This window comes from Pseudoalteromonas sp. CO348, from assembly GCF_004208845.1.
In the GTDB taxonomy this organism is placed as follows: Bacteria; Pseudomonadota; Gammaproteobacteria; order Enterobacterales; family Alteromonadaceae; genus Pseudoalteromonas; species Pseudoalteromonas maricaloris.
In genome coordinates this window covers 155,133-177,027 of the sequence record NZ_SGPI01000040.1, presented here as the reverse complement: position 1 = coordinate 177,027, position 21,895 = coordinate 155,133, and the positions used below count along the sequence as shown (strand labels likewise).

24 protein-coding genes and 2 pseudogenes are annotated in these 21,895 nt (G+C 44.2%); 4 read left to right on the top strand and 22 right to left on the bottom strand.

Annotated features, from left to right (window positions below; genetic code table 11):
* Positions 1-76 precede the first annotated feature (76 nt).
* The 9 genes and pseudogenes from EXT48_RS23950 to EXT48_RS21775 form a co-directional block, all read right to left on the bottom strand.
* A pseudogene (locus EXT48_RS23950) lies at positions 77-256 on the bottom strand (hypothetical protein); the annotation flags it as partial.
* Between the two features lie 193 nt (positions 257-449).
* Positions 450-560 (bottom strand): annotated as a pseudogene (locus tag EXT48_RS21810) (2OG-Fe(II) oxygenase); the annotation flags it as partial.
* Between the two features lie 24 nt (positions 561-584).
* Complete coding sequence (locus EXT48_RS21805) at positions 585-1,190, bottom strand: GNAT family N-acetyltransferase (protein WP_205992130.1); 606 nt, start codon at positions 1,188-1,190, stop codon at positions 585-587.
* 84 nt (positions 1,191-1,274) lie between these two features.
* Complete coding sequence (locus EXT48_RS21800) at positions 1,275-1,874, bottom strand: LysE family translocator (RefSeq protein WP_240703422.1); 600 nt, start codon at positions 1,872-1,874, stop codon at positions 1,275-1,277.
* A gap of 148 nt (positions 1,875-2,022) precedes the next feature.
* The gene (gene prpF, locus EXT48_RS21795) at positions 2,023-3,198 is read right to left on the bottom strand and encodes a 2-methylaconitate cis-trans isomerase PrpF (RefSeq protein ID WP_130165761.1); all 1,176 of its coding nucleotides are present in this window, start codon (positions 3,196-3,198) and stop codon (positions 2,023-2,025) included.
* Between the two features lie 2 nt (positions 3,199-3,200).
* Entirely contained in the window at positions 3,201-5,795 is a 2,595-nt protein-coding gene (gene acnD, locus EXT48_RS21790) for a Fe/S-dependent 2-methylisocitrate dehydratase AcnD (RefSeq protein WP_130165760.1), read from the bottom strand.
* A 74-nt stretch (positions 5,796-5,869) separates the two neighbouring features.
* Entirely contained in the window at positions 5,870-6,991 is a 1,122-nt protein-coding gene (gene prpC / locus EXT48_RS21785) for a 2-methylcitrate synthase (protein ID WP_017217742.1), read from the bottom strand.
* 78 nt (positions 6,992-7,069) lie between these two features.
* Positions 7,070-7,948 (bottom strand): methylisocitrate lyase, encoded by an 879-nt coding sequence (gene prpB / locus EXT48_RS21780; RefSeq protein WP_010603812.1) that lies wholly within the window; start codon positions 7,946-7,948, stop codon positions 7,070-7,072.
* A 14-nt stretch (positions 7,949-7,962) separates the two neighbouring features.
* Complete coding sequence (locus EXT48_RS21775; protein WP_205992138.1) at positions 7,963-8,637, bottom strand: GntR family transcriptional regulator; 675 nt, start codon at positions 8,635-8,637, stop codon at positions 7,963-7,965.
* 267 nt (positions 8,638-8,904) lie between these two features.
* On the opposite strand from EXT48_RS21775, the gene EXT48_RS21770 reads away from it, so the two are divergent.
* Both EXT48_RS21770 and EXT48_RS21765 read left to right on the top strand, forming a co-directional pair.
* Positions 8,905-9,624 carry an ABC transporter substrate-binding protein gene (locus EXT48_RS21770; protein ID WP_130165758.1) on the top strand — a complete coding sequence of 240 codons (720 nt, stop codon included), beginning with the start codon at positions 8,905-8,907 and terminating at the stop codon, positions 9,622-9,624.
* Between the two features lie 19 nt (positions 9,625-9,643).
* Entirely contained in the window at positions 9,644-10,369 is a 726-nt protein-coding gene (locus EXT48_RS21765; RefSeq protein ID WP_130165757.1) for an ABC transporter substrate-binding protein, read from the top strand.
* An 8-nt stretch (positions 10,370-10,377) separates the two neighbouring features.
* Here the strand turns inward: EXT48_RS21765 and EXT48_RS24020 are convergent, their stop codons facing one another.
* Complete coding sequence (locus tag EXT48_RS24020; RefSeq protein WP_052258321.1) at positions 10,378-11,472, bottom strand: methyl-accepting chemotaxis protein; 1,095 nt, start codon at positions 11,470-11,472, stop codon at positions 10,378-10,380.
* Positions 11,473-11,616: 144 nt separating this feature from the next.
* Here EXT48_RS24020 and EXT48_RS21755 point away from each other — a divergent pair, with 144 nt between their 5' ends.
* Entirely contained in the window at positions 11,617-11,964 is a 348-nt protein-coding gene (locus tag EXT48_RS21755) for a RidA family protein (protein WP_099029885.1), read from the top strand.
* Positions 11,965-12,224: 260 nt separating this feature from the next.
* Here EXT48_RS21755 and EXT48_RS21750 read toward each other — a convergent pair whose 3' ends face one another.
* Entirely contained in the window at positions 12,225-12,575 is a 351-nt protein-coding gene (locus tag EXT48_RS21750) for a zinc ribbon domain-containing protein YjdM (protein WP_130165756.1), read from the bottom strand.
* A 166-nt stretch (positions 12,576-12,741) separates the two neighbouring features.
* Between EXT48_RS21750 and EXT48_RS21745 the strand changes: the two genes are divergently transcribed.
* On the top strand, positions 12,742-13,188 hold the full coding sequence (locus EXT48_RS21745) for a hypothetical protein (protein ID WP_069020947.1): 447 nt from the start codon (positions 12,742-12,744) through the stop codon (positions 13,186-13,188).
* Positions 13,189-13,251: 63 nt separating this feature from the next.
* Here the strand turns inward: EXT48_RS21745 and EXT48_RS21740 are convergent, their stop codons facing one another.
* The 11 genes from EXT48_RS21740 to EXT48_RS21690 all read right to left on the bottom strand — a co-directional run bounded on the left by EXT48_RS21740 (position 13,252) and on the right by EXT48_RS21690 (position 21,887).
* On the bottom strand, positions 13,252-13,821 hold the full coding sequence (locus EXT48_RS21740; protein WP_239359716.1) for a DUF4879 domain-containing protein: 570 nt from the start codon (positions 13,819-13,821) through the stop codon (positions 13,252-13,254).
* A gap of 680 nt (positions 13,822-14,501) precedes the next feature.
* Positions 14,502-14,711, bottom strand: a complete 210-nt coding sequence (locus EXT48_RS21735; RefSeq protein WP_010370225.1) for a cold-shock protein — start codon at positions 14,709-14,711, stop codon at positions 14,502-14,504.
* A 351-nt stretch (positions 14,712-15,062) separates the two neighbouring features.
* Positions 15,063-15,893 carry an alpha/beta fold hydrolase gene (locus EXT48_RS21730; RefSeq protein WP_130165755.1) on the bottom strand — a complete coding sequence of 277 codons (831 nt, stop codon included), beginning with the start codon at positions 15,891-15,893 and terminating at the stop codon, positions 15,063-15,065.
* A gap of 112 nt (positions 15,894-16,005) precedes the next feature.
* Positions 16,006-16,713 (bottom strand): hypothetical protein, encoded by a 708-nt coding sequence (locus EXT48_RS21725; RefSeq protein ID WP_130165754.1) that lies wholly within the window; start codon positions 16,711-16,713, stop codon positions 16,006-16,008.
* The gene (locus EXT48_RS21720) at positions 16,703-17,434 is read right to left on the bottom strand and encodes a hypothetical protein (RefSeq protein ID WP_130165753.1); all 732 of its coding nucleotides are present in this window, start codon (positions 17,432-17,434) and stop codon (positions 16,703-16,705) included. Before EXT48_RS21720 ends, EXT48_RS21725 begins: the two co-directional genes overlap by 11 nt.
* Positions 17,424-17,783 carry a cupredoxin domain-containing protein gene (locus EXT48_RS21715; RefSeq protein WP_039496375.1) on the bottom strand — a complete coding sequence of 120 codons (360 nt, stop codon included), beginning with the start codon at positions 17,781-17,783 and terminating at the stop codon, positions 17,424-17,426. The genes EXT48_RS21720 and EXT48_RS21715 overlap by 11 nt, the downstream gene beginning before the upstream one ends.
* Positions 17,770-19,101 (bottom strand): ATP-binding protein, encoded by a 1,332-nt coding sequence (locus tag EXT48_RS21710; protein ID WP_130165752.1) that lies wholly within the window; start codon positions 19,099-19,101, stop codon positions 17,770-17,772. The genes EXT48_RS21715 and EXT48_RS21710 overlap by 14 nt, the downstream gene beginning before the upstream one ends.
* On the bottom strand, positions 19,101-19,763 hold the full coding sequence (locus EXT48_RS21705) for a response regulator (protein ID WP_130165751.1): 663 nt from the start codon (positions 19,761-19,763) through the stop codon (positions 19,101-19,103). The genes EXT48_RS21710 and EXT48_RS21705 overlap by 1 nt, the downstream gene beginning before the upstream one ends.
* Positions 19,760-20,416 (bottom strand): hypothetical protein, encoded by a 657-nt coding sequence (locus EXT48_RS21700; protein ID WP_045963623.1) that lies wholly within the window; start codon positions 20,414-20,416, stop codon positions 19,760-19,762. The genes EXT48_RS21705 and EXT48_RS21700 overlap by 4 nt, the downstream gene beginning before the upstream one ends.
* Positions 20,413-21,204: an SDR family oxidoreductase gene (locus tag EXT48_RS21695; RefSeq protein WP_045963620.1), complete on the bottom strand. Its 792-nt coding sequence runs from the start codon at positions 21,202-21,204 to the stop codon at positions 20,413-20,415. Before EXT48_RS21695 ends, EXT48_RS21700 begins: the two co-directional genes overlap by 4 nt.
* Positions 21,204-21,887 carry a TenA family transcriptional regulator gene (locus tag EXT48_RS21690; protein ID WP_010370245.1) on the bottom strand — a complete coding sequence of 228 codons (684 nt, stop codon included), beginning with the start codon at positions 21,885-21,887 and terminating at the stop codon, positions 21,204-21,206. The genes EXT48_RS21695 and EXT48_RS21690 overlap by 1 nt, the downstream gene beginning before the upstream one ends.
* Between the last annotated feature and the right edge of the window lie 8 nt (positions 21,888-21,895).

The window sequence follows — 21,895 nt, the reverse complement described above, 5'->3', positions numbered from 1 at the left end:
TGTATTAAGAAATAACTTCTGGCTAGAGTGATATTACGCTTTTGAACTTAGGTATTTTAGTGAATTAACTAACTTCTTATCCCGAGTTCAGGTTCAAAAGTTTGATGCGACTGCTGCTATAAAGCGGATCTTTACACTTAAATTCACCGCCTAACTTAGCCCGCTTTAAAACAATATTTAGCCTGAAATGTTTCCCTGAAACGACTTTATCGGTGTGCGGTGGTACTTCGCATCCAGTTGGAAACATTAGTAAATAACCTGAGGTTTGGATAAGATATGTTCTAACTGGTTGTTTTAAACTAAAATCAAATTATTTCCTTATCTAGCCAGAGAGTTTTGGGGATAACAAGGCGAATTTACGTACTAATAGCTGGCTATTGAAAGTGAATTCAACGCAGTTAGCGCGAAAACTGGCTGCTAGAAAGGCATAGATTATCTGAAGCTCAGGTTAAATACATATCAAACTTAACTGGCCACATCGCGGTTGCTAGTAACATTTTTTGATAGCCGGACTGTTGTCTGCCAAGTTGCCAGCGAAAATACTTTGGTTTACTTTCCATAAATGCACACTTTAAGCTTCCCTATTATTGCGGCAATGCTTTGTAAATAGAATACAGAGGAACAACGCACTGCCACTCTTCCTGAGAAATAGAGTACACCGCAAGGTTGAAGCACTCGTTCCGAAAAACACCTTCACGACGTAATATGCCATCAAAGTGCGCACCAAGTTGCTCAACCAACCGGCGTACTAAATCATTACGCTCGTCGACTCTAAATTCAACCAAAGCGAAGCCTAGCGTATTCAAATACTCTGTTACGAATAAACAAAACACCTTGTCGAACAGAGTATCGTGGATAAACCAACTCTCTTCTACCAGCACTTTTTTGGCCGCGGAATCATCGACTGTAATTAAGATCATGCCAAGCATTTCGCGCGTTTGAGTTTGCCGCACACAAATACAGTGCTTTGATTTATCTTCAGCTGCTTGTAAAAAAGGTACTAGCACTTTTTGTTGTCGTAACTTTAATAACTCTTCGGCATCGTACTCTGCACCATATCTAAACGAAAACAGACGCTCCAACCGTTGATATTCACCCGCTCTTAACGTCCTCAAAGCAAATGCCGAGTCCGAAAATTCAACACGGATGTCACTTATGGGGACGTTGTTTTCATCTGTTGGGGCGATCATTGGCTTTTCTGAGTGACGGTTGCATAACTCAGATTATTACATCTATTCAAGTCTAAAAGCTATGGCTGTGACTTCCCATCAACCTCAAACGACAAATAGCCCGTAAAGAACGAGCACAACCAAAGTCAACGCAAAACCAATTCGGATCCGTTTAAGTACGGTCTCATCATTCAGTGTTTTAAAAATCACACCACCTAATACCAGCCACATTGTGTCGACCACTATCGCCACCACGTAGCACACGCTAGCGGCAAGTAGCGTAGCAACTAGGTTTGAGCTTGCCGGCACCGAAGCCGTCGAAAAAATAGCGATACAAGCCGCGTAGGCTTTGGGGTTGAGGAGGTTAAGAATAAACCCATCTTTAAAGCTCGGTAGCTGCGCACCTGCACTGCCAAGCGCCGCATTGTTTGCTGCAATTTTGTAGGCAACATAAATTAAGTAGGCGGCTGCAAGCCATTTGAGCATGAGTGTCACTTGGGGATGGCTAACCAGTAACCCTGCAACCCCTGTGGCTGCAAAGATCACCGCGACAAGCAATCCTGCCAAAATACCAGCTAAGAACGGGAAACCTTTTTTAACACCTTGACTCGCCCCCGTTGCAGCCAGCGCAAGTGGCGCTGGACCGGGAGAGCCAAGTAACACCGTGGTTGTGATTGCTACAGAAAGTAAAGCTTCAAACATCATATCGCCCTTATGAATTACAAGTCTGCATGGTGGAAACCAAAGAAGAAGCCGAATGACAGGCACACCTTCACGACCAAGCAACAACTCGGGAGGTTTCTTATCTTGAAAATAAGGCTCTTGGGAACAGAGCCTTTAATTTAGTGTGGAGCTACGCCTCTGGGACGCGAACTCGGCCTTCCATTAACACGCGAGCGCTGCGGCTCATAACGGCTTTTTTAGCTTGCCAACGGCCAGACTCTTGTAGTGCTTCCGCGCCAACCTTTAAGGTGCCTGACGGATGTCCAAAGGTCACGGAGTTAAGATCACCACCACCAGCGGCTTCGTTAACTAAGGTGCCAGGAATTGCCGCAGCGGTTGCTATCGCCACAGCGGCAGTGCCCATCATCGCATGGTGTAACTTACCCATGGATAAGGCGCGAACGTTTAAGTCGATGGTATTGGCTGCCACCGCTTTACCGCTCGACGCAGCATAAGATTTAGCAGGTGCAACAAAAGCGATTTTTGGGGTATGTTGGCGAACTTTCGCTTCGTCAATATGACCTATTAAACCCATTTTAACTGCGCCATAAGCACGGATCTTTTCAAATCGCTCTAGTGCAGCTGGGTCTCCATTAATCGCTTCTTGTAACTCTGTACCTTCATAACCTAAATCGGAAGCTCGGAAGAAAAGCGTTGGGATCCCGGCACTTATCATGGTCACTTCAAAGGTGCCTTCATCAGGCACAGTTAACGTATCGACGAGATTGCCCGACGGAAACATATCAACATCTGGGTCGCTTGGATCCATAAACTCGACCACCACTTCCGCCGCTGGGAAAGTTACGCCATCCAGTTCAAAGTCGCCCGTCTCTTGCACTTCCCCATTGCTGATTGGAACATGTGCCACTATGGTTTTGCCAATATTCGCCTGCCAGATTTTAACGACAGCAACACCGTTCTTTGGCACTTTATTCGCGTCGACTAAGCCATTGCTGATTGCAAATGCCCCCACCGCAGCCGTTAAATTGCCACAGTTTCCGCTCCAATCAATAAATGGTTTGTCGACAGCAACCTGACCAAATAAGTAGTCCACGTCATGGTCGGCTTTGTCGCTTTTACTTAAAATCACGGTTTTGCTGGTACTGGAAGTTGCACCGCCCATGCCATCGGTATGTTTACCATAGGGATCTGGGCTGCCAATCACACGTAGCAGCAAGTTATCTCGCGCTTCACCCGGTTGCTGCGCGTACTCGGGTAAATCTGTTAAATTAAAGAACACCCCTTTAGAGGTGCCGCCACGCATATAAGTGGCGGGAATTTTAATTTGCGGCTTAAATTGACTCATGGTTATACGCCTTCCGCTTCGAGGAAGTCTTGAGCAAAGCGTTGTAACACGCCACCTGCAGAGTAAATAGACACTTCTTCAAAGGTATCTAATCGACAAGTCACAGGCACCGCTACACGCTCGCCACTTTGACGGTTAATCACGAGAGTTAATGTAGCACCTGGTGCTGGTTCACCCTCAACGTCATAGGTTTCTGTACCGTCAAGTTCAAGCGTTTTACGGGTAGTGCCCGCTTTAAACTCAAGCGGTAGTACACCCATACCGATTAAGTTAGTACGGTGAATACGCTCAAACCCTTCTGCTGCGATAACTTCAACTCCAGCCAAACGCACACCTTTTGCAGCCCAGTCACGAGACGAGCCTTGGCCGTAATCTGCGCCAGCAACGATGATCAGCGGCTGTTTACGCTCCATATAGGTTTCGATGGCTTCCCACATTCTGGTGACTTTGCCTTCAGGCTCAACACGCGCCAGTGAACCTTGTACTACTTCACCGTTTTCTACCACCATTTCGTTTAACAGTTTGGGGTTGGCGAATGTCGCACGCTGCGCCGTTAAGTGATCACCTCGGTGTGTCGCGTATGAGTTGAAATCTTCCTCTGGTAAGCCCATTTTGGCCAGATATTCACCCGCCGCACTGCTTGCTAAAATCGCATTCGATGGCGATAAATGATCAGTCGTGATGTTGTCCCCTAAAATCGCTAATGGACGCATACCTTTCATGGAGCGCTCACTCGCGAGTGCCCCTTCCCAATATGGAGGGCGACGAATATAGGTACTCGTTGGACGCCACTGATAAAGTGGGTCGTTGTCTTCACCATAGTCTACCGAGAGGTCAAACATTGGCTCATAAACGGCGCGGAACTGCTCTGGTTTTACGCTTTCTTTGATCACCGCATCGATTTCTTCATCGCTTGGCCAGATATCTTTAAGCGTGACTGGATTGCCCTCTTGGTCGCGACCTAAAACACCATTTTCAATATCAAAGCGCACGGTGCCTGCAATTGCATAAGCCACAACCAACGGTGGTGAAGCTAAGAAGGCTTGTTTTGCGTAAGGGTGAATTCGACCGTCAAAGTTACGGTTACCCGATAACACTGCCGTTGAGTATAAATCACGGTCAATCACTTCTTGTTGAATTTTCGGATCAAGTGCGCCACTCATGCCATTACAAGTCGTACAAGCAAAGGCAACAACACCAAAACCGAGCTGCTCAAGCTCAGGTAGGAGCTTTGCCTCTTCCATATAAGAACGTACTGCTTTTGACCCCGGTGCAAAAGACGTTTTCACCCAAGGTTTACGAGCAAGACCTAATTTATTGGCATTACGTGCGAGCAAGCCTGCGGCAACGACGTTACGTGGGTTACTGGTATTAGTGCAACTGGTGATCGCAGCGATGATCACCGCACCATCTGGCATCAAGCCATCTTTTGGCGCTTCAATCTCTTTAACGATACCTTGATTAGCAAGGTCGTTAGTTGCAACGCGGCGATGCGGATTTGAAGGACCTGCAATATTACGCGTCACCTTAGACAAATCAAACTTAAGTACACGCTCGTACTGCACTTTTTGTAAAGAATCAGCCCAAAGCCCTGTTAGCTTAGCGTATTTTTCCACAAGCTTAATTTGCTCGTCATCACGGCCTGTGAGCTTCAAATAATCAATGGTTTGCTCATCGATGTAGAACATGGCCGCGGTTGCACCGTACTCTGGTGTCATGTTTGAAATTGTCGCACGGTCACCTAAATTAAGGTCTTGCGTACCTTCACCAAAGAACTCTAAGTAGCTAGAAACGACGCGCTCTTTACGCAAAAACTCAGTGATCGCCAGTACGATATCTGTTGCGGTGATCCCCGGTTGGCGTTTGCCAATGATTTCAACCCCAACAATATCCGGCAATCGCATGTAGGAAGCACGGCCAAGCATCACGCTTTCAGCTTCAAGGCCACCCACACCAACGGCAATAACACCAAGTGCATCAACGTGTGGCGTGTGGCTGTCGGTGCCAACAAGCGTATCTGGGAAGGCAACACCGTCGCGCGCTTGAATAACTGGCGACATTTTTTCTAAGTTGATTTGGTGCAAAATACCGTTGCCTGGCGGGATCACATCAACGTTTTTAAATGCCGTTTTCGTCCAGTTGATAAAATGAAAACGGTCGTCATTTCGACGGTCTTCAATCGCGCGGTTTTTCTCAAATGCATCTTCTTCATAACCGGCGTGCTCTACAGCCAAGCTGTGATCCACAATCAGTTGAGTCGGTACGACTGGATTGACTTTAGCCGGATCGCCGCCTTTTTCAGCGATAGCATCACGCAAACCCGCAAGGTCGACTAGTGCAGTTTGACCCAAAATATCATGACAAACCACACGAGCTGGAAACCACGGAAAGTCCAAATCGCGACGACGCTCGATAATTTGTTCAAGATAATCATTGAGTTTTTCAGGCTCAGCGCGGCGTACTAAGTTTTCAGCAAGGACGCGTGAGGTATAAGGTAAAGTCTCGTAGCTACCTGGTTTGATGGCTTCTACCGCTTCTTTTGTATCGTAATAGCAAAGCTCAGAATCAGGTAAACGTTTACGGAATTGAGTATTCATAGCAACTTCCAACAATCGGTGACGGAGAACAGGCGGCCATGGCGACCGCCAGAATAGATTCGAACAGTGTTCGATTAACGCTCAGAAATGGCAGGAACTGGGCGTAGCTCCTCGCCAGTATATTCCGCCGATGGACGAATGATACGGTTATCTGCGCGCTGCTCCATAACGTGTGCAGCCCAACCTGTTAAGCGTGACATAACAAAGATTGGTGTGAACAATTTAGTCGGGATCTTCATGAAGTTATAAGCTGATGCATGGAAGAAATCGGCATTACAGAATAGTTTTTTCTCGCGCCACATGACTTCTTCACAGCGTACAGATACAGGGTAAAGTACCGTATCACCCACATCTGCCGCTAGTTTTTCAGACCAACGTTTGATGATTTCATTACGAGGGTCACATTCTGAATAGATAGCGTGACCAAAGCCCATGATCTTCTCTTTACGCTCAAGCATACCCATCATTTCTTGCTCTGCGTGATCCGCAGATTCAAAGCGCTCAATCATTTCCATTGCCGCTTCGTTTGCGCCACCGTGAAGTGGGCCACGTAGAGAGCCAATCGCACCAGTAATACATGAATGCATATCAGAAAGCGTTGATGCACAAACACGCGCTGTAAAGGTTGATGCGTTAAACTCGTGCTCTGCATAAAGAATAAGTGATACGTGCATCACACGCTCATGTAGCTCACTTGGTTTTTCGCCGTGCAATAAGTGTAAGAAATGTGCACCGATTGAATCGTCATCCGTCTCCACATCGATACGAACGCCATCATGGCTAAAGCGATACCAATAACAAATAATGCTTGGGAAACTTGCTAGCATGCGATCGGTTACTTTACCTTGCTCATCAAAGCTTGCTTCACCTTCAAGGTTGCCAAGCATTGAACAACCCGTACGTAATACGTCCATTGGGTGTGCATCAGCAGGAATACGTTCTAATACTTCTTTTAACGCCTGCGGCAAACCGCGCATTGCTTTTAGCTCGCTTTTATAAGCGTCTAGTTCAGCTTGATTTGGTAAGTTACCTTTAAGGATAAGGTGAGCCACCTCTTCAAACTGACAATTTTCAGCTAGATCCTTTACATCGTAGCCACGATACGTCAAACCTGAGCCCGACTTACCTACCGTTGATAGTGCTGTTTTTCCTGCTACTTGACCACGAAGGCCCGCGCCACTTAGTACTTTAGCCATATTATTGTCTCCTGAATTTTTTACCTGCTGGGTATTGATATTTTGTGCTGCTGAGCACCCCTCAACAGCTTTAATTTTTTACTTATTTTTACCTTCGGCGAATAATGCATCGAGCTTTTGCTCATAATCGTGATAACCAAGGTAATCATACAAATCCATTCGGGTTTGCATGGTATCGAGTACCGCTTTCTGGTCCCCATTTTCTAAAATAGACTGATACACTAGCTCCGCCGCTTTGTTCATCGCTCTGAACGCACTCAATGGGTAAAGCACCATATCTACGCCCCACTCACCCAGCTCAGCTTTGTTCCAAAGTTCTGTCTTACCAAACTCAGTGATATTCGCGAGGATGGGCACATCAAGTGCTTCGCTGAATGCGCGATAGTGTTCTTCAGTTTGTACCGCTTCTGCAAAAATGCCATCAGCGCCTGCTGCAACATAAGCTTTTGCACGTTCAATTGCCGCTTCTAGCCCTTCTTGTGCAAACGAATCTGTTCTTGCCATAATGAAAAAGTCAGGATCGGTGCGCGCATCAACTGCTGCTTTAATACGGTCAACCATTTCTTCGGTCGACACAATTTCTTTATTTGGACGGTGACCACAACGCTTTTGCGCTACTTGATCTTCCATATGTACCGCAGCGGCACCTGCTTTTTCCATATCTCGGATGGTTTTTGCGATATTGAAAGCGCCGCCCCATCCAGTATCAATGTCGACCATTAAAGGTAGATCACAAGCCGAGGTAATGCGACTTACATCTGCAATTACATCATTTAGAGATGTCATTCCTAAGTCAGGTAAACCATAAGATGCATTAGCAACGCCACCACCAGAAAGATAGATAGCTTGATGACCGATTTTCTTTGCCATCATCGCGCTATATGCGTTGATAGTGCCGACGATTTGAAGCGGTTTATTGGCTTTTAATGCTTCACGAAATTTTTTTCCTGCGCTCATGATGATGCTCTCTCTTAAAAGTGTGATTGATTGCTTGCTAACTTGGTTGCGATATTATTTTTAGAATATTGAATATGTCGACGCATCAGTATTTCTGCCAGTTCTGGGTCGCGGTTACTGATCGCACGAACGATATGTTTATGCTCGTCAAATGCCGTGGTGACGCGGGGACCGGTCATCCCTAACTGCACACGATACATACGTACCAAGTGGTACAGTCCATTGACTAACATAGAGATAAGGCTCGCATTTTTACTGCCAAGAATAATGCGGTAATGAAAATCGAGATCGCCCGCTTCTTGATAATAAGAATGTTGGTTTTTGACTTCATCGAATTGACTCGACAACAAACCTTCTAAGTCTTGAATTTCAGTGTCAGTCATGTGCTGCGCTGCAAGCCTTGCCGCCATACCTTCTAGTGCTTCACGGATCTGATAAAGCTCCATTAACCCTTCCGGTGTGAGAGTAACAACGCGCGCCCCTACATTGGCTTTACGTTCAACTAAGTGACATGACTCCAAGCGATTAATTGCCTCGCGAACAACCGCTCTGCTGACTTCATACTTTGTCGACAATTCCATTTCGCTGAGCTTAGAACCTGCCGCTATTTCACCTTCTACAATTTCCTTTCGCATACGAAAGAATGCTTTATCAGAAGAAGTAACCGCTTGCTCGTCAAAAAAGCTCATCATTAGTTAGCCAGTCTTAGTAATTTAAGTTGTAGACAATATAGTGCTGGTTGACGTGTACGTCAACCAGCCCCGCCGTAAATTGTCGACAATTTTCAATATAAGCAGTATTCACCATATTTATAACTTGTGACAAATAATCAGTCTGATGTATTTATCTCGATACGGTATCAGGAAAGGATTAATTGCATCGCTTAAAAATCATGCATATTATGAAGATACCTTTACTTTAGCCTGAAGATTGCGATGCGGTGTTTTCAAATAGTAATGCTTACCCTGTTGCTAATAACCGGCTTAGCGCAGGCGAACACCTATACCGTACTGGTCTATCACGGTGCTAATCCTCCTTACTATTTCGAAGAACAGGGAAAACCCAAAGGTATTTTTGTCGACATTTTTCAAGAGTTGGCAAAACTGACTTCACACCAATTTGAGTTTATGCCGCTCTCTGTCGCTAGAGGACAGCGCTATTTCGACCAAGGTAAAATAGATATTGAACCTGGGATCAATAAAGTGTGGCGGGCCGAAGCAGACGTCCCAGGGATTTACAGCATCGACTATGCCTTCTCAACCGAAGTGCTGCTTGGGTATCAATCTCGTTGTGTGGGCAAGCATAGACCCGAGCAGTTTTATGGCACGTTAGTCGGCAAAGTAAGAGGATATCGTTACGATAATTTTGAAGCGCACTTAGGCGAAGACAAGATAGTAGTTTATGAAAATGTATCGGAGAAAGAACTGCTCGCACAGCTTGAACATGAGCGTTTAGACTACATCATGATTGGTTCGGTGACAGCAGACTACTATATTTCACAACAACCAAAGTATCGAAAATTTCAGTCTTGCTATGAAATCAGCCGATTACCTGTACATATGCGCTTACAGCCTCATCTAACTGAGTTACAAACGGAAATAAATATCGCCTTGCGACGAATGGTTAATGACGGAAAAATAAAATCCATCTATGCTAAATATAGATTAACGCATTAATGTGTGGAGTTGTTTGGTAATGACGAATGCTGTTGTTGGACGTCTACTACTGTTTATTTTACTGATTAGCCCGTTGCCCTTATGGGCGAAATTACAGGTTGTTACGGAACTTTCTCCACCCAATCAAACCATAGAAAACCACCAAGTTGCAGGCTCAAGTACCGATCTGGTCAAAGCGATTTTAAAAGCGGCTGAACTTGAGGGACAGTTTTCTATTTACCCTTGGGCTAGAGCTTTTAAATTAGCGCAGCATGACAAACATACCTTGATTTATAGCATCGCAAAGACCCCCGCGAGAGAAGACAGCTTTCATTGGATTGGTCCTGTTGCTGTGTTTCATTTAGGGTTTGTTACCAATCGCTATCGTGAGGACATAAAAATTCAATCACTTGAGGATGCTAAACAATACAAAATAGCAGTTCAGCGTGGTGATATCGCCGAAGGCACACTTAAAGCACTAGGGTTTAAATTTGTTCAAACCAGCGACATCGAAAAGTCATATGAGTTACTCGTCGCAAATCGGGTTGATTTAGTGATTGATGACCCGCGTTATATCAAAACCATGGCCATAGAGCTTAACCTTCCTGCTGACCACTTTACCTTTTTATACGATGTGGAAGCACTCTCGGTAAAAGGTTACCTTGCAACGAACAACCAGTTACCTTTAGCGATCGTTGAGAGACTACGTAGTGCATTTACTAAGATTAGTAAAACAGAAGCTTACCGACGCGTTTTAGAGCTGTAGTACAGCATTTATGGGGCTCTCATTTTACTATCTAAACCGTTTAGACAATCAAATACCTCCATACTGGCATTTTCCATATTTGCTAACATAGAAATCAGTGTCTCTTTGTCACCTCGCGCACTAGCTCGCAATGCGCTAATTCCCGATTCATGCACTTTGGCATGAGGTGATTCTAGACGTTTATAATCACCGTAATTAGAAAAATCAGCCTTACCTTCTCCCTCGTAATACCACTTACCTAAGCGGCATTGATGATGATCGGCAAATTTGCTTTCATCCCCCTCCTTACCTTCTCGAATCGCCTTGTAAATGTTTACTTTCCAAACTAAGTGATCAAGCTTCACCGTTTGCACAAACGTGCTCATGCTGGCTGCTGAAATTACATCGGCCATCATTTTTGAGGTTGAAGCCATAGATCCGACGGATTCATTGATTTCTGAGGCTGTATTAGATACTACCAGCGTCTCTTCTGTACTTTGTTTAACATGTTCAAATGCATTATCAGTGTGCTGCGTTGTCACGTTAGTTAAACTAGAGATTTTCTCAGCCGCTTCTGATGAACGACCTGCAAGTGTTCGTACTTCGTCTGCTACTACAGCAAACCCTCGGCCCTGCTCACCGGCTCTGGCTGCTTCAATTGCCGCATTTAAAGCCAGTAGGTTGGTTTGCTCAGCAATACTCTGTACTTGTGAAACAAATGAATTAATTTCTGATGCTGACTGCGATAATTGCTCAAATGACGTGTTTAAACGTGTAGATTGTTCTGTTAAGCCGCACAAGACTTGAACACAATTTGTTAGCCCTTCACTGATCCCCTGAAAATCTTTTAAACTACCCGTTAACCTCGTTTCCTCACCTTTCAGTAGATCAGCCGAAGTAGCCACATCGTGCCTCACAGCATCAAGCATTTCTAAAGATAAAAAGAAGTTTTGTACTATAGTTCGCTCAATTTCAACGGCTTTTGCCACCTCTGCTGCTTCTTCATAGGCAGTATGTAATCTTCGTTCAACATCATCCAAGCGTACTTGAAGTAATGTATTATCATTTTTAACAGAATCCAGTTCTGCCAGCAGCTGTGTTACGTTATCCTTTTTGAAAAACATCAAACACTCCTACAAAAAAAGAGCAAAAGAGAATGGTTTAGTGAAACTGGTTTATTAGTGTAAAGAGTAGCCCATATCTTTGAAAAGGGATAAAATTTCGCTATTAAACCTGCTGATTACAGTAACGATTAGAAAGGAAAAACAGTGATTGAACGAATTGACACCAAACAACGAATGAGCCGTATTGTAAAACATAATGGTACTATTTATTTATGTGGCCAAGTGTGTAAAGACGCAGAACAAGGAATTAAGGAACAAACCGAAACCATGCTTGAGAAAGTTGATGAGCTACTTATTCAAGCAGGCAGCGACCGCAAACACATTCTTTCTGCGACAATTTATATTAAAGACATGAAGTATTTTGCAGAAATGAACGAAGTGTGGGATGCATGGGTGCCTGAAGGTTATGCACCAGCTCGCGCTTGTGTAGAAGCGAGCATGGCCCGTGATGCATTGCTTGTTGAGATTTCAGTGGTCGCTGCAGAAATCTAGTCTAAAAAAATATAAGCCTAGTTTAGACAAGGCTGACTGTTAATCTGTCAGATTTGGTTTTTAGATATTGATCAAATTTGACAGCCGTATTTGACGAATCAGTGTCAGGTGGTAATGATACCACCTAAAGTAGTGTCCGGATTTATTGAACCACAACACTATGGCTTCTCTGCTTTGCGTGTCTGTGACTCCAGTGACCTTATGAGCGCTAACTTTCGTGGAGGTCAATGACGCTTTAAAACTCCATAACCTCTGAACACTTATCCACTTAAGTATTTGCTTTTTTTCACAAATTTCGCCGTAACCATCATTTCACCCACGCCATCAACCTTACAGTCAAGTTCATGGTCTTTTTTATCGAGCACTCGCCTTACCAAAGCCTTAGTACCAATCTTAATGACTTGTGAGCTGCCTTTAATCTTAAGATCTTTAATCACAGTGACTTTATCGCCATCCGCTAATAGTGTGCCGTTGGCATCTTTTACTTGAATGTCGTCCTCGGTAGCAGTCGCGTTTGGATCCCATTCATAAGCACATTCAGGGCATACTAGCTGACTTTGATCTTGATAAACATATTCAGAATTGCACTTGGGGCAAGGTGGTAAAGACATATATTGTCCATTCGCTAATTCAATTTAAAGCACATAGTAATATCAACGTTCTGAATTTAATAGGGATAATGTCAACTCTTTCGATCCGAGAATTTAGGGTGAGTTTTTGGCACTCAATTTGCTAACTAATAATCGTATTTAACCAAATGCATGGAAGGAATTCTCAATGATTATTAATCAATCCAGTAATGTCAGTGCCGTATACTCTCAACTTGTACAACAGCAGTCCACGTCTCGACAAGATGAGAAACAGGAAGTAGTAGCCACAGATACTGTAGCAATCAGTGAGGCTGGCAAACAAGCGCACCAGAACTGGCAAAATATTGCCTCTAAATATGATGTAAATAATATTTCGGCTCAAGAAGCTCGCGCTATGTCTAAAGAGTTGTTTGAAGGGGGGCTTATCAGTACTGGTCAAATGATGGCGATCGGTGCACCAACTTCTATGGTGGAAAATCCATCTCAAAAATACAATCTACTTAATGACATGAAGCATACTTTTAGTTTATCAAACTCGCTTTCAGCTCAAACCAAAGAGGCTAGAGCCAACTATTTAAATTCGATATCGATTTTGGAAAGGCTCAACAGTGAAAGAAAGGGACTAAATGGCTAAAATATTCTAGATAGGTGCATTTAGTATTATTCAAATGCACCTTAGTGTTTAGTTCAAATCAAACTAATTAATATAAAGCGAGTCGCTTGACGTACCAAATGGCGAAGCTGTTGAATTTGAAGAAACTTTAACTTGACCAGACTCTTGACCTGAGAAGTCCCAACCATACAACCAACCCGTGACAGTTTCCCCAACCGAACAACGGTGTAAATCGTTGCCACACCGAGCTTCACTCAATCCAGTTGATTTAGAGATGCCATTCATCACCGCATTATTCGGGTTGCCATAACCAAACTGCCAAGCGTAGATAAATAGATAGCTGCCACCGTGGTTAGTTCCTGTAGAAAGTTGACTTTGTGAAATAGTCTGATCGCCGCCTAATTGCGAACGTACGATACCCAGCTCAAAATACGTGATCCCTTGAGCCGGTGCCATTGGCATGATCTCAGCACTACTCATTGAAAACTCATCTCTCGCGACAGGTGCATGCATAGCTAGTGGGGATTGTTCAAAGTCTAGCGAATAGTAAGTAGTTGGGTTTTTCATCACACCTTGCTCGATATCTCCAGCAACAGCAGAAAATGCGGAAGTGAGAGCCAACATTAGTAGCATTGAATAGCTTTTTTTCTTCATCTTAATAGTCCTTTTAAACACTGTTTAAGTTATCGATGCCAGTTATGTCAATTCGTTTTAACTTATACACATTAGCAAGCTATGGATAACACTTTCAAAATTAAAACAAGCTCTTAGGTTAATCTTGAAATGCATATGGCTTAGCTAAAATTAAAGCGTTATCTACTCACAGGTAGATAACTTCATTACGAGGATTGATATAAACCGCCGCTGGCAGTTACAAACATTAACACAAAAAGAACAATAAACAACAAAATAAACCAGTTAATTTACATTCGGTGTATAACAGGATCTGGGTCAAGTGGTAAATAAGCCAAGCACGCTGGACATCAGTAATGCCAATGCGTTGTAAAGTAGAAAGTAGATGAGTAATAGTCAAAAACTGAAGCGATTATATTTAACTTGAGGTTTGGATAAGGAATGTTCCAACTCATTGTTGCTAAAGCACAACTTAGTTTTCTCCTTGTCTAGCCAGAGAGTTTTAGGGAAAACAAGGCGAATTTACGCACCAATAGCTGGCTATTGGAAGTGAATTCAACGCAGTTAGCGCTAAAACTGGCTGCTAGAAAGGCATTAATTATCCGCAGCTCAGGTTATTTATTGACTGAGTGGAAAATTTTTTGATATTCAGGCACAAAAAAAGCAAGCCTTAGCTTGCTTTTTCTTCATCAATTAAGCGATTAAAGCTTAACGATTTTCTCAGCTTGAGGACCTTTCTGGCCGTCAGTAACTGTGAATTCTACTCTGTCGCCTTCAGCTAGGGTGCGGAAACCGTCACCTGTAATTGCGCTGAAGTGTGCGAACACGTCAGGGCCATTTTCTTGAGCGATGAAACCAAAACCTTTAGACTCGTTAAACCACTTAACGGTACCTGTAAGAGTGTTAGACATAATACTAATCCTGATATAAAAACAAAAACCAATGCTGCGCATTGATGAGCTATGCCCATGTGGGCGCATAGACCTAAATTTGTAGAGTGGATAAAACTTCAGGACGGTACTACTACAAGCAAACACTTATACAACAACGTAATGGAGATTTTAAAACACTGACTCAAATTCTGTCTATGAACATCATATAGGGATTCAGCCCTAAGTCAATGTATTTTTAATCATCAATATGACTTGCTAATGACAAATATCAATATTTTTTTCACGGCTTTTTCAACACCCTATTTTTTAAACACATTATTCCCCTAACCCTGTGTAAATAATAGAGATTGCAATAAAATATTCATAAAGCTAGAGAGGCTTTTTTGACTCTAATTCCCGAATTAATTGCACCACTTGCTCGACAACCACTTGCGGGGCTTTCATAGGTACGGTGTGGTCGCTTCCCTTGGCAATAATTAGCTCAGAATCACAATGTGATGCCAATGCTTCTTGTCCTTCTCGCCATGCTTTAACATCGCGTTGAGTTGGATCAAATGGTCTTTGGGCAACGATAACACGACACGGAATATGCTCAGGTGCTTGGTGCGCCCGAACACTCGCAACTGTTTCACTTAGCGCTTGAGTTTCTCGGCGCAGAGCTTCACCGAAGGTATTTTCTGGCAGAGTACTCAAGGGGTGAAGTAGCTTATCCTGCGCTAAGGCATGGGTTTTATCAATGAAGTAAACGGTCACAGGGTCAACATACAACAAGGCTGCAACTTGCTCAGGATAATAGGTGATGTAGTTTTGCATTACATAGTATGCGTATGAATGACCGACATAGATAAACGGCGGCCGAATATCAAGCGCTCTCAACACTTCACGAAGATTACGATTATCCGTATCAACACTATAGGCTCTGCGGCTAAGCTCGCTTTTGCCATAACCTTCACGGTTATAGGCCACCAATGTATTGGGTACTTGCTGCGCGAGACCCATCATTACTGGTGTCCAATAAATTGCAGGCGCTGCAGAACCACTTTCAAAAACAACGGCAGGTTCATTGCCCGCAACATGATAAACCTGCAAAGATACTTTGTTCGCAACCACGATGTGCTCTTGAATATCACGTTCGAGCGCAATCTGTGCATAAGCACTATTAACGAACAACAACCCAAATAAAGTTAGCGTGCGATACATATCGTTTCCTTGATATCTATAGTTCGACTCTAAAGTTAGCAGCTAGATGCACCATAAGCTAATGACATTTTTGCTGCATCTCCCCTTTATTTAAACAAAGTAAAAGCGACACTTAAAACTCAAATTCCAATGCAAGTCTAAAGCTATGATCTTTGCCAGATTGGCTGATCTCCGAAATAAAACCCGCTTCCCATTTCAGCTGTTTTTGACCTTCGAATCGATGCAGTCCGATAAACCCTGGGCCAACACCAAAAAAGTCTTCTCCGACATAGACTTCAATTGCCGGCTGAAAAGCACTATACAAGCGGTAGCGCAGTTGCGCTCTAAACTCAGATTCCCATTCATCCTCAATGTCTTTACCCCACTCCCTCACCAAAAATGCATTCATGGTAAGGCTCGTGCGGCCAAATTCCTTCTCAAATAAAAACCCTGCGGTTGCTTCATAGGCATCGAATTTATGGCGTTTTTCAAGCTCAAACAACATGCCAATATCCGCCCAGTAGCGCCCTTGCTCTACAAATTGCCACCGCGACTCTAACTCGTAAGCTGCCAAGTCAAAGTTGCCCTCATCGTCGCGCTCACCAATGGCATAACCTTCAACAGTCATTGTCTCAGTGAGACTCCAACCAAGCCCTAAGCGCTGTGCCAACACATTCCCTTGCTCGGTTTGGCGAGATAGTAGTCGCCACTCCAACTCACGTTCAAGCGGTAAAACGTATGGATGATAAACTTTGTCCACCACCATACCATCCGCTTTTGCACTAAACGCCACAATCCCAAAAAAACTCACCAGCAGCGCGAGTAAAACATTATTTCGCATGCGCTGTTCTCCAATATGTACATCCTAAGAACGTAATCAACGCGCCTCCAAACCCTGCAAGCGTCGCAGCATTTGGTGTTGCCTCATACCCCACTAATACTCTCAGCACTCGACCAACAACACTGTGTTCGTCCACAATCTGTCGCAAGTCTATTTCAAGTCTGGCGGCACTAATTAAGTCCACTTGAAGCGCCAAGTCCAATGCAATCGACACCTTACTCGCACCGTGTAAAGCCAATAACAACAGCAACAACCAAGGTAAGTGCTTACTCTTCAGCCAATCAAGGAAAAAGAAGAGTAGAATAGAAAAGCTCAAACAGATCCCCACACCAAGCGAGGTGCCAATGGCGAGGGTTTGACCATCCGCTGGCTTTGAATAAGAGAACGCAAAGCTTGCCAAATGGTGCAAGTACAGTACCACGGCTAGTCCAAAGGCCAAGGCTGCAAGTGCCGTATGTCCGGTGCGTTTTGTTGCAATCATTAAGCAAAATAAACTGAGTAGCAGTCCTATTTGCAATAACTCGAACCCGCGATAATCAAAACTCGAGGCTATTTCTCCACCCAAAAACCATATGCCAAAACAGCCGACTAGCCCCGTACTCAACGCGATGAGTGTCGTTTTAAGTGGTAAAGCAGCATTGGTACATTGTGCTAATAGTACCCAAAGTACAGTTACTGGTAATAATTGGTTCACGCTCACCACCACCGCATTAAGAAGCATTGTTTGGCTCCTTCACGATAACGATACCTTGTGCTGTATTTGGTGAAAATTCACCAAAAAAACTATATTCACCGGGTGCTAGCGGGCCGATATAAATCACACTTTTACGGTTCGGAAAAAGCACTTTTTCACGATTAAGATCAAAACTGTCAAACTCTTCAACCTGAGGGTCTTGATTTTCGATGATGAGCTTTACTTTACGATTTGCAGGTACCTCAACGTGTGCTGGTGTAAATAAATGATTTTTAAGAATAATGGTATAACTTTCTTCCGCCCACAAGGCGAAACTACAGGTCGCCAAAGGCAAACCAAGCGCGAAAGACAGCGAAGAGACCTTAGTCCTTAGCATCCAGCCCCCTCGGTAAATTTACACAAACTCTAAGCCCGCCTAAATGACTACGAGCAAAAGAGATATCTGCATGATAAATTGCAATTATATGATTGACTATCGCCATTCCTAAACCTGCCCCTTTTTCCCCTGAAGGGTGTTTATCTCCACCAACGCGATAAAATCTGTCAAAAATTCGTTCTATTTCCGCATCCGACATACCACAACCCGAATCATCGATTTGCCATACAACCCGCTGCGCATGCTGCTGAATTTTTACTTCTATGTCACCTTCAATTGGCGTGTATTTATTAGCATTACCAATTAGATTAGAAAATAATGTGGTTAATGTGAACTCACAGCCCTCTAAGGTCGCTTCTGACGCTTCTAAGCTGATATTTTGTGATTTTTGTTCAATTCTCGGGTAACAGTTAGCAATCAAGTCTTGAGTTAATGCCACTAAGTCTTGCTGCGCAAATTGCTTATGCCACAGTTCTGGCTCTGTACGCGCTAACGTCAGCATTTGTTCAACCACATGGTTTAGCTGCTCAAGCCCTTTTGACATAGCAGTGGCACTGGGATGCTTAGTATCATGCGTTAAATTATGAAGATGAATTTTTAAGCTTGCGATCGGCGTTTTTAACTCATGAGCGGCATCGGAAGCAAAATAACGCTCTTTGAGATACGCGACTTCAACCTTTTGAAAGAGGTCATTTAGTGTCGCGATAACGATTGCCACTTCCGCTTTGTCGCTTTGCACTGCCAGCTGTGTAAAGTCTTTGGGGTTACGTCGTCTAAGCTCTTTAGAAAGATCTCGTAAAGGTTTTAACGCCGTATAAATAATCCATGCAATAAACACCGCAAGAAACGGCATAATCACCACCAATGGCGTCATTGCTGAGACAATCATACCTTCAGCAAGGGCAAAACGCTTTTGTACTGGCTCAGCCACCAGTATTTGCCTTTCGCCAAACGCTTCACTGAAGGTTCTGAGTCTAGTCGCCCCCACATTTTGGGTGCTAAACCCAGCATGATATTTAAGCTTGTTCTTGTACTTAGCAAGTAGCTCACTACCCGCAACAACTTGATTGTGTTCAAGCACTAAAAAGTAAAATGCGTTGTTACCCGCACCACTGGGCAAGGTAGTCGCAGTAACTTGAGCATTAACGAGTGTTGCGATGGACTCTAAATGGCTGTCTAATTGTGTTTGTGCCATCGCCATGCTGGAGTGATAACCCCGTAGCAGCGCCATGGATGCAGTCAGCACCAAAGCTGACACTAAAATTAGGGTCAACTTTCTCGTTATTGAAGCACCTCCAAGCGAGCTTTTCGTGCCCACTAAGCCCCCTTGCCAACCACATAGCCAATGCCACGCAGCGTTTTGATAAATCCATCGGGCATTTTCTTGCGGAGGTGATGAATATGTACCTCAATAGCATTAGAGCCTAAAGCTTCTCCCCAATCATAGAGCTTAGATTCTAACTGAGTTTTAGACAGCACACGGCCGCTGTTTTCCATCAACGCCTTGAGTAACATATATTCTTTACGAGGTAATTCTTGGGCGCTACCACTGACAAGCACCTCGTGACTGGCGAGATCTAACACGACATCGTTGCAGCTCAAGGTGCTGCTCACTTGTTTGGTGAAGCGTCGACCAATCACCCGTAAACGCGCAAACAGTTCTTTAGGCTCAAACGGCTTAGCCAAATAGTCATCAGCCCCTAAATCCAGCCCTGCAATTTTATCATCAAGACTATTTCTCGCTGTTAGAATGAGCACAGCGGTTTGCGATTTGTTTTTTTTCAGCGCCTTGAGTACCGCCAAACCATCTCCGTCGGGTAGACCTAGGTCAAGCACCACCAGCTCAAATTCACCAGATTCAACAAAACTGATTGCTTGTCTTTGCGTCGGCGCGTGCTCGATGGCATACCCTTCTTTTTTGAGTGATGCGATGAGCCCCTGTGCCAGTAGCTCATCGTCTTCTACAAGTAATAGCCTCATTTATTCCTTCTTTTTAGCTTTTTTTCGACTTTCGCCAGTAGCTGTGCCACTTCTTCTTGGCGGTATTCATCGGCTTTTTCTCTACCTGGACGACTTGGCGCATTCTGCGCTTTTTTCAAGTGCGCAAGGGCGGCACTATAATCACGTTCGTCATATAAAAACTGTGCATAGAAATAGTTTACATCAATTCCTGCCGGATTGATCGCTAATGATTCTTGGAACAGCTTTTTCGCCTTTTTATCGCTGCCAAACCCAATTGGCCAGCCTGGGACCTGAGCATAGAGCGTGCCTAAACTCGTTAATGCAGAACCAGACAGTGCGTTTTTATCAAGTTCAATGGCTTTTTCGAATGAGGCTTTCGCATCTTTGGCAAGACCAAGCGCCCCCAAGCCACCTTTCGCTCCTGCAAAGCTCGACTGCACAATACCACGCCAGATGTAAGCTTCAGCGCGATCTGGATATTGTTCAACAAATGCCACGCACTGCTTAACCAATTCTTCAAATGCTTTTTCTTGGGCATCGCCCTCGGTTTCATAATTTACCATTGCCCATTTAGTTTGGACTTGGCTAAGATCATCGTCAAATGCTGCCCAAGCACCTTGACTGAATACCAGTAATGTTGCTGAAGCTAACAAGGTTTTTAGTGCGTTCATCGTAATGACTCCTTAGTGGAAAAAATGGTTTGGATGGTTTTCACTTTTTTGATTAATGCGTTATCAACAAGCTCTGGTAACAAGCCATTGAGTCTCGCAAAAAATCTTTCAGGAAAACCTATGCCTGCACGTTTGGTGTTGCTATGGAGCAATTTCATAAAGGCTTGTGCGACGACCTCTGGCGAGTCCATCTGATTGCCTAGTGCATGGTTTACAGCTGTCGCGCGGTCGTCATTCATTTCTGTTGTGGTTGCGCGTGGCGCGAGATATTTAACCGCTACTTGGTTATCGAGTTCCCGCGTCAGTGCCTCTGTAAAACCACGCAGACCGAACTTGCTAGCGCAATAACTGCTTTGATATGGAAAGCCGATAGCACCAAACGCTGAACCTACGTTAACTATGGTGCCATGGCTTGAGATCAGTTGTGGTAAACAGGCTTGACTAACTAGCATGGGCGCTAATAAATTCGTCTCCATCTGCTTTTTCAAGTCAGTAGGTAAAATTTCAGCAAACCCAGCCATGGTATTAATGCCGGCGTTGTTGACGAGTAAGTCAACCCCACCCATAGTCGCCGCTTTTCTCGCGATTTGCGTCGCAGCATCCTCAGCGGTGATATCTAAAGCAAGATAATCGTGTTCTCCCGGTAACCCCGCTATCACCTGCTTTAATTTTTCGCTGTCTCGACCAATCAGCAAACAACGCCAATTATGCATGGCCAACTGTTTACTAATGGCCCGGCCGATCCCCCGAGAGGCCCCAGTGATAACGGCAAGTTTTGTTGCTTTCATCAGCTTACCTCCGCAAATTCGACACCTGCAGGCACCGCTTCAATGTTGCGGAATATGTCGCCATACAAACGATAAAACTGTTTAGCGCTGTGAATAATGATCGCTTGCTCTTTTTCACAGCTGATCTTGTTCATCAACCCTGCAAAAAAGTCAATATGCTCAACATCTAACGCGCCATGAGATGTTAAATAGGAAAATGCGCTACGAGGTAGACCAAGTTTATTCGCAATTTGACGAGCGGCGTCATCGGCAAGCGCGATGGACGTGCCCTCAAGCACATTAACCATGCCAAAAAAGCTCAATGGGTGTTTACGAGCGATACTGTCGTAGGCGTAAGAAACCATCATTTCAGTTGCGAAGCTTGGCATGCTATGACGTATTACTTCTTTATCCACACCACAGGCGGCAATATCATTAAGGATCCACTCTTGGTGTCCCATTTCTTCTTCGATGTAATGCCCTATCGCTTCTCGCAACCACTCTTTACTGTCATCTAGTCTTGCACCACACGCCATAAGGAGTGGAACTGTATGCTTTACGTGATGAAATGCCTGTTGCAAAAATGAAACATATTGGCCTTTGGTGATCTGACCATGAAAAACATCATGAATAATTGGTGCGCTTAGTAGATATTGGCGCGCTTGTTCCGTTTCTGATTGTAGGGTTTGGTAAAAGTTGCTCATTGTCGTTT

Bases quoted from the DNA above. Each gene is read 5' to 3' on its own strand.
- EXT48_RS21750 (WP_130165756.1), bottom strand. From the start codon at position 12,575: ATGTCTTTACCACCTTGCCCCAAGTGCAATTCTGAATATGTTTATCAA.
- EXT48_RS24020 (WP_052258321.1), bottom strand. From the start codon at position 11,472: ATGTTTTTCAAAAAGGATAACGTAACACAGCTGCTGGCAGAACTGGAT.
- EXT48_RS21725 (WP_130165754.1), bottom strand. From the start codon at position 16,713: ATGCGAAATAATGTTTTACTCGCGCTGCTGGTGAGTTTTTTTGGGATT.
- EXT48_RS21805 (WP_205992130.1), bottom strand. From the start codon at position 1,190: ATGATCGCCCCAACAGATGAAAACAACGTCCCCATAAGTGACATCCGT.
- EXT48_RS21765 (WP_130165757.1), top strand. From the start codon at position 9,644: ATGACGAATGCTGTTGTTGGACGTCTACTACTGTTTATTTTACTGATT.
- EXT48_RS21700 (WP_045963623.1), bottom strand. From the start codon at position 20,416: ATGAACGCACTAAAAACCTTGTTAGCTTCAGCAACATTACTGGTATTC.
- EXT48_RS21690 (WP_010370245.1), bottom strand. From the start codon at position 21,887: ATGAGCAACTTTTACCAAACCCTACAATCAGAAACGGAACAAGCGCGC.
- EXT48_RS21720 (WP_130165753.1), bottom strand. From the start codon at position 17,434: ATGCTTCTTAATGCGGTGGTGGTGAGCGTGAACCAATTATTACCAGTA.
- acnD (WP_130165760.1), bottom strand. From the start codon at position 5,795: ATGAATACTCAATTCCGTAAACGTTTACCTGATTCTGAGCTTTGCTAT.
- EXT48_RS21775 (WP_205992138.1), bottom strand. From the start codon at position 8,637: ATGAGCTTTTTTGACGAGCAAGCGGTTACTTCTTCTGATAAAGCATTC.
- EXT48_RS21745 (WP_069020947.1), top strand. From the start codon at position 12,742: ATGATTATTAATCAATCCAGTAATGTCAGTGCCGTATACTCTCAACTT.
- EXT48_RS21715 (WP_039496375.1), bottom strand. From the start codon at position 17,783: ATGCTAAGGACTAAGGTCTCTTCGCTGTCTTTCGCGCTTGGTTTGCCT.
- prpB (WP_010603812.1), bottom strand. From the start codon at position 7,948: ATGAGCGCAGGAAAAAAATTTCGTGAAGCATTAAAAGCCAATAAACCG.
- EXT48_RS21695 (WP_045963620.1), bottom strand. From the start codon at position 21,204: ATGAAAGCAACAAAACTTGCCGTTATCACTGGGGCCTCTCGGGGGATC.
- prpF (WP_130165761.1), bottom strand. From the start codon at position 3,198: ATGAGTCAATTTAAGCCGCAAATTAAAATTCCCGCCACTTATATGCGT.
- EXT48_RS21735 (WP_010370225.1), bottom strand. From the start codon at position 14,711: ATGTCTAACACTCTTACAGGTACCGTTAAGTGGTTTAACGAGTCTAAA.
- prpC (WP_017217742.1), bottom strand. From the start codon at position 6,991: ATGGCTAAAGTACTAAGTGGCGCGGGCCTTCGTGGTCAAGTAGCAGGA.
- EXT48_RS21770 (WP_130165758.1), top strand. From the start codon at position 8,905: ATGCTTACCCTGTTGCTAATAACCGGCTTAGCGCAGGCGAACACCTAT.
- EXT48_RS21730 (WP_130165755.1), bottom strand. From the start codon at position 15,893: ATGTATCGCACGCTAACTTTATTTGGGTTGTTGTTCGTTAATAGTGCT.
- EXT48_RS21740 (WP_239359716.1), bottom strand. From the start codon at position 13,821: ATGAAGAAAAAAAGCTATTCAATGCTACTAATGTTGGCTCTCACTTCC.
- EXT48_RS21800 (WP_240703422.1), bottom strand. From the start codon at position 1,874: ATGATGTTTGAAGCTTTACTTTCTGTAGCAATCACAACCACGGTGTTA.
- EXT48_RS21705 (WP_130165751.1), bottom strand. From the start codon at position 19,763: ATGAGGCTATTACTTGTAGAAGACGATGAGCTACTGGCACAGGGGCTC.